Below are 4,733 nucleotides of genomic sequence, written 5' to 3'. Positions count from 1 at the left end.
GACGTCGTTCTCCGGAGCCGATACAGCCGGGTTCGCCGGCGTGTCAACGGCCGCGCTCTCCGAGGGTGCCCCGCTCTCGCCACTCTGCCGGCCGGTCGCGTCGTCCGGACGGGCGCCCGGGCCGTCGTCCGCCACCGGGTCGGTGCTGTTGCCCGTGGAACGTACGGAGGGGTCGCCCGTGGCTGTGGCGGGGCTGTTGCCGGAGGTGCCCGGCGCGCTCACTGCGGTCGGGCCGCCGGCGGTGGTCGCGGGATCCGCCGTGGCCGTACTGCCCCCCACGCCGGGGGCGGCTCCCACCGTGATCGGGGCGTCCACCGTGACCTGGGTGCCCAAGCCGCCGAGCGCCCGGCGGACGTCGTCGGTGTCCACCTGGGTGGCGGGGTCGCTTCCTGCGGGCACCACCCGGACCTCGGGCAGCTGCGACAAGTTGCCGTGCAGGCCGTCACGGAGACCTATCTCGGCGCTGCCGGGCGGCTGGGCCCCCCGCAGGGCGGCGAGGTCACGCAGCGCCTGCTCACGGACCTCGGCGGGGCCCTGGTGGACCTGTTGCCACAGCTCGTTCTCGGCGGCGGTCACGGGCAGCGTGCCCGGCGAGTACGGCGGCGGGCTCGGGGATGTGTACGGCGGCGGGTTCTCGGAGAAAGCGGGTGGGTTCTCGGAGAGAAGGGGCGAGTTCCCGGAGGAGTAGGGCGGGGGCGGCTGGCTGCCGGTGACGTCCGCCTGCCCGGTGGCCTGCGAGGCGACCGGCGGGGCCGGGGTGAGCGCGGCGCCGTCACCGCCCGTGGTGTCCGTGTGGGAGGGACCGTCGGCGCGGTCGGAGCCGTGACCGGAGCGCGAAGAACTGTCGGAGTCGCTGTCGCCGCTGGACACGGTGGGCGGCTGGTGACGCAGCTTGTCGATGATGTGGCGCAGTTCGGCGGCACTGTTCACAGCGGTGTCGCTGAGCGTGGCCTCGACCTGGCTGCTGATGCCCGCACCGACGAAGGTGGACCAGCTGGTGGACCAGTCGCCTTCGAAGGCGCCCTTGATCAGGATCTCCGCCAGCGCCTCGCCGGAGCCGGCGGCGAGGAAGTCGGTGGTCCCCTTCAGTCCGTAGTGCCCGGCCAGTGCGCCGGGCCGGTCGGCGTTGTTGCGCAGGAGCTGGTTGTTCCGCCACAGCTCGGTGTTGTTCCGGAAGGAGAGCGGGTCGTTCCGGAAGGTGACCGGCACGTTGCCGGAGAGGTCGGGGCCGTTCCCGTACGGGGTGGGCTCCGGGCGGCCGTCGCGGTCGGGGTTCGGAGTGGGGCCGGGGTTCGGCTTGGGGTTCGGTCCGTTGTTCGTGAGGTCGAGGTCCGGGTTGTTCTTCAGGTTGGGGTTGTTCTTGAAGTCGAGGTCAGGGCTGTTCTTGAGGAAGTTGTTGTCGTAGCTCCTGACGATGCTCCTCGCGAAGTCGTCGAAGACGCTGGTGAACAAGCCCGCTGCGGCGCCGAACGCTGCGGCCTTGCCGATGTCGCTCCAGTCGATGCCGTCGGGGCGGCGGCCGTCCGGCGCGAAGTTCATCATCGCCAGCCGCACCGCGAAGGTGGTGAACGCCTCGGCGAACGCCTCGGTCAGCGTGGGCGCGAGGTGCAGCCGCTGGAGCAGGTGGCTGAGCGTGGTGAGGATGAAGAACCGGCTGCGCATCTTGGCCAGCATGATCTGACTGGCCGAGGCGCCTCCGGTGATGATGGACAACGACAGATAGATCGCTATCTCGATGAGCAGCCGGATGATCTCGGCGACGACCTGCCATTTGGACTCCATGATGTCCATGGAGGTCTTGTGCCGGCCTTCGGCGATCTTGTCGAGCTGTTCGGCGAAGTCGCGCAGGTAGTTCTTGCCGTCGTCGTCGATGAGCATGCCCATCGCCTTGCCGTAGGACTTGGCGAGGTCGTCGGGCATGGACTCGCCGATGTCGTGGATCGACTTGTCGATCAGCGAGGACAGTCGCTCCAGCTTGCGGCCCAGGCCGGAGTAAGGCCGGCGGCTGTCGAAGGCGAGGTCCTCGTCGGCGTCCATGAGCCTCTCCCCCGTGAGGATGAAGATCATGGCGTTGACCTCGGGCGATACCTGGATGCTCACCGGGGGCCGCCCCGGAACCCGCGCGGGCAGGACGGAGCAGCCGCTCCCGGCGTGGTGCGGGAGCGGCGTGCGGCGTGGAGGTCAGCGGCGGCCATGCCCGCCCGGGCCGGTGCCGAAGCCATCGGTGTCGATGCGGCTGGTGCCCTGCTCGACGTCCTCGATGTTGCGGTCGCGGGTGTCCTTCATCATCCGGACCTGGCTGACCGTGGCGTCGGTGATCCCCACCAGCGCGTCCCGGATGGACATCATGGTGTCCTTGGTGGTCTGCCGCTCCTTCTGCTCCTGCGGCTTGGCCTTCTCCGCGAACTCGCCCTCCGTGCCAGGCCACGTCACCGTGGGCGCCAGCTCGTCGAGGAACTCCTCGGTCATACTCCTGGTCAGGGTGCCGATCTCCTCCAGCTGCCGCGCGAGGGCCTCGATGCGGTGCGGATCTACGTAGTACCGCTGTCCCATCGTCAGTCCTCTCCTTCGGCGCCGAGCGCGTCCCGCCAGGCGGGGGTGGCCGGACCGCCGCGTGACGACTCGTCGTCCTCTCGCAGCACCTCGGGTCCGAAGATGCGTTCCCAGTCCAGCTCGAAGCCCTTCAGCTCCGGTACGTTGCTGCTGGGTTCGGCGAAGGGCGCCATCGCCTTCATCACATGCCGGTTCATCTTCACGCGTGCCGCGTTCGCCGCCTCCAGAACGCTGGCGGCAAGCTCCTGCGGGGACATGTCGCGGTACTTGTTCTCCAGGAACTCGATGCCGCTCAACTCACCCTGCGGACCTGCGGTGGCGCGGACCGCACGGTCGGAGGAGAGCGCTGCGAACGACGCCGTCCGCAGCTCGCGCTCGGTGCGCGCGACCGCCTCCTGCGCCGCCTGCAGTTCGGCCATGGCCTTCTCCAGGCGCTTCTCCAGCGGTTCCGTCATGCTCGCTCCCTCCCTCTCCCTCGGTCTCTTCGTGCGTCCGGAGGCCCGTACGCACGGATGGTGCGCCCGGTTCTCGGCCTCCGGTCCGTCAACTGCTCCAGTGATCTTGCCTGGTGGAAGCCCGGTCGCGAAAACCGGGGTCGGTCAAGGCGCGTGTCCGCGCGGCGGTGCACCGGGCCTGGGGGGTCACCGGCCGATCACGGAGGGGGTGCCGCCCTCCTCGGTGCCCCACACGTCCGCATCCTCCTCCAGGTAGTCGGCGGACGTGGTGGGCCTGTGCCCCGGCTCCGTCTCCTCCTCCGGGGAGGCGCCGCCGGTGGTCGTGACCCGGGAGGCCGGGGTCAGGAAGGTGTCGCTGTCCTCCTGCCGGTTCCACGGGCTGCGCCGGCGGCGGTTGCGGCGCTCGCTCTCCTCGGCCGCGTCGACCAGGACGGCACGCACCCGCTCGCCGTTGCCCTTCTCGCCTCCACCGCCCATGCCGCCCATGCCGCCGCCCATCGGCATGCCGGGGCTGCCGGGCATGCCCGGGGCGCCGGGAGTGCCCCCGGCTGCGGCGGAGGCGAGCGGGGCGCCGGCGCCGGCGGCGCTGTCGGAGAGGGGGGCGACCCCGGCCGTGCCCGTACTGCCCAGGGAGACGGATCCCGCCTCCGAGAGGCCACCGCCGGAGGCCCCGCCGCTCACCTGTCCACCGCCGATGCCGAGCTCGGAGAATGGCACGTCACGGCTGGTGGTGCCGCCGCCGGCCCCGTCGGAACCACCGGTCCCACTGAGGCCGCCGAGGTCTCCGAAGCTGCCCAGGTCGTCGAGTACGCCCGAACTGTCCACGGTGCCGAGCGACGTGTTCAGGTCCTTCAGGTCCACGGTTTCCGTCCTGCCCTGCGGGTCGGTGACAGTGGCGACACCGGTGTCCGGGTCGATGATCTGTTCGGTGCCGTCCGGGAAGGTGGTGTTCAGGCGGCCGTTGTCCAGGAAGGTGGTGGAGCCGTCCGGGTTGGTCACCTTCGCGCCGTGGGTGAGGTCGGTCTGCACGGTGGAGCCGTCCGGGCCGGTGCTGGTGAACATCCCGCTGCCGGGATCGAACACGCCCTTGCTGCCGTCCGCGAACGTGGTGGCGAAATCGCCGTTCATGAGCGCGGTGTGCCCGCCGGTCGGGGTCTCCAGGCCGTTCACGGTGCCGATGTCCCCCAGGTCCCCGAGGCCGTTCGGGCCGTTCAGGTTCCCGAGACTGCCGAGGTTCTGGGTGGTGGTCGTACCGTCCGGGGCCGTGGACGTCGCCTGACCGGTCGCCGGATCCACGGTCTGGGTGGTGCCGTCGGGGAACGTGGTCGTCAGCTTCCCGTCGTCACCGAGCGAAGTGACCGACCCGTCAGGGTTGGTCACCCGGGTACCGTCACCCAGATCCTGCGTGGTGACACTGCCGTCCGGATGCGTCGTGGTCAGCAGACCGCTGTCCGGATCGAACTGCGTACTGCTGCCGTCCGGGAAGCCGGTCGTCAGAGCACCGTCACCGAGCTGCGTACTGCCCCCGGTCGGAGTCTCCAAGGCGGACCCGCCACCGTTGAGATCCCCCAGGCCGCCCAGGTCCTCGACCGAGGTGGTGGGCAGGTCGGAGTTGATGCCGGCGATGTCGCCCAGGTCCCCGAGGCCGTTCGGGCCGTTCAGGTTCCCGAGACTGCCGAGGTTCTGGGTGGTGGTCGTACCGTCCGGGGCCGTGGACGTCGCCTG

General features: G+C 70.6%; 2 protein-coding genes and 2 pseudogenes. All 4 read right to left on the bottom strand.

What is annotated here, in order from left to right:
- Window positions 1–2,100 (bottom strand): annotated as a pseudogene (locus ACF1FZ_RS26960) (hypothetical protein); the annotation flags it as partial.
- Between the two features lie 81 nt (window positions 2,101–2,181).
- A complete protein-coding gene (locus ACF1FZ_RS26955) occupies window positions 2,182–2,553 on the bottom strand; it encodes a hypothetical protein (protein WP_391775978.1) in 372 nt (123 codons plus the stop codon).
- A 2-nt stretch (window positions 2,554–2,555) separates the two neighbouring features.
- Window positions 2,556–3,008: a YbaB/EbfC family nucleoid-associated protein gene (locus tag ACF1FZ_RS26950; protein WP_391775977.1), complete on the bottom strand. Its 453-nt coding sequence runs from the start codon at window positions 3,006–3,008 to the stop codon at window positions 2,556–2,558.
- A 186-nt stretch (window positions 3,009–3,194) separates the two neighbouring features.
- A pseudogene (locus tag ACF1FZ_RS26945) lies at window positions 3,195–4,733 on the bottom strand (hypothetical protein); the annotation flags it as partial.

It is taken from the genome of Streptomyces sp. NPDC014623 (assembly GCF_043088245.1).
In the GTDB taxonomy this organism is placed as follows: Bacteria; Actinomycetota; Actinomycetes; order Streptomycetales; family Streptomycetaceae; genus Streptomyces.
Note: the sequence above shows the minus strand (reverse complement) of the source record. Positions and strands in the feature narration are given on the sequence as shown.

Excerpts from the sequence above, each read along its gene's own strand:
- ACF1FZ_RS26950 (WP_391775977.1), bottom strand. The coding sequence starts at position 3,008 with ATGACGGAACCGCTGGAGAAGCGCCTGGAGAAGGCCATGGCCGAACTG.
- ACF1FZ_RS26955 (WP_391775978.1), bottom strand. The coding sequence starts at position 2,553 with ATGGGACAGCGGTACTACGTAGATCCGCACCGCATCGAGGCCCTCGCG.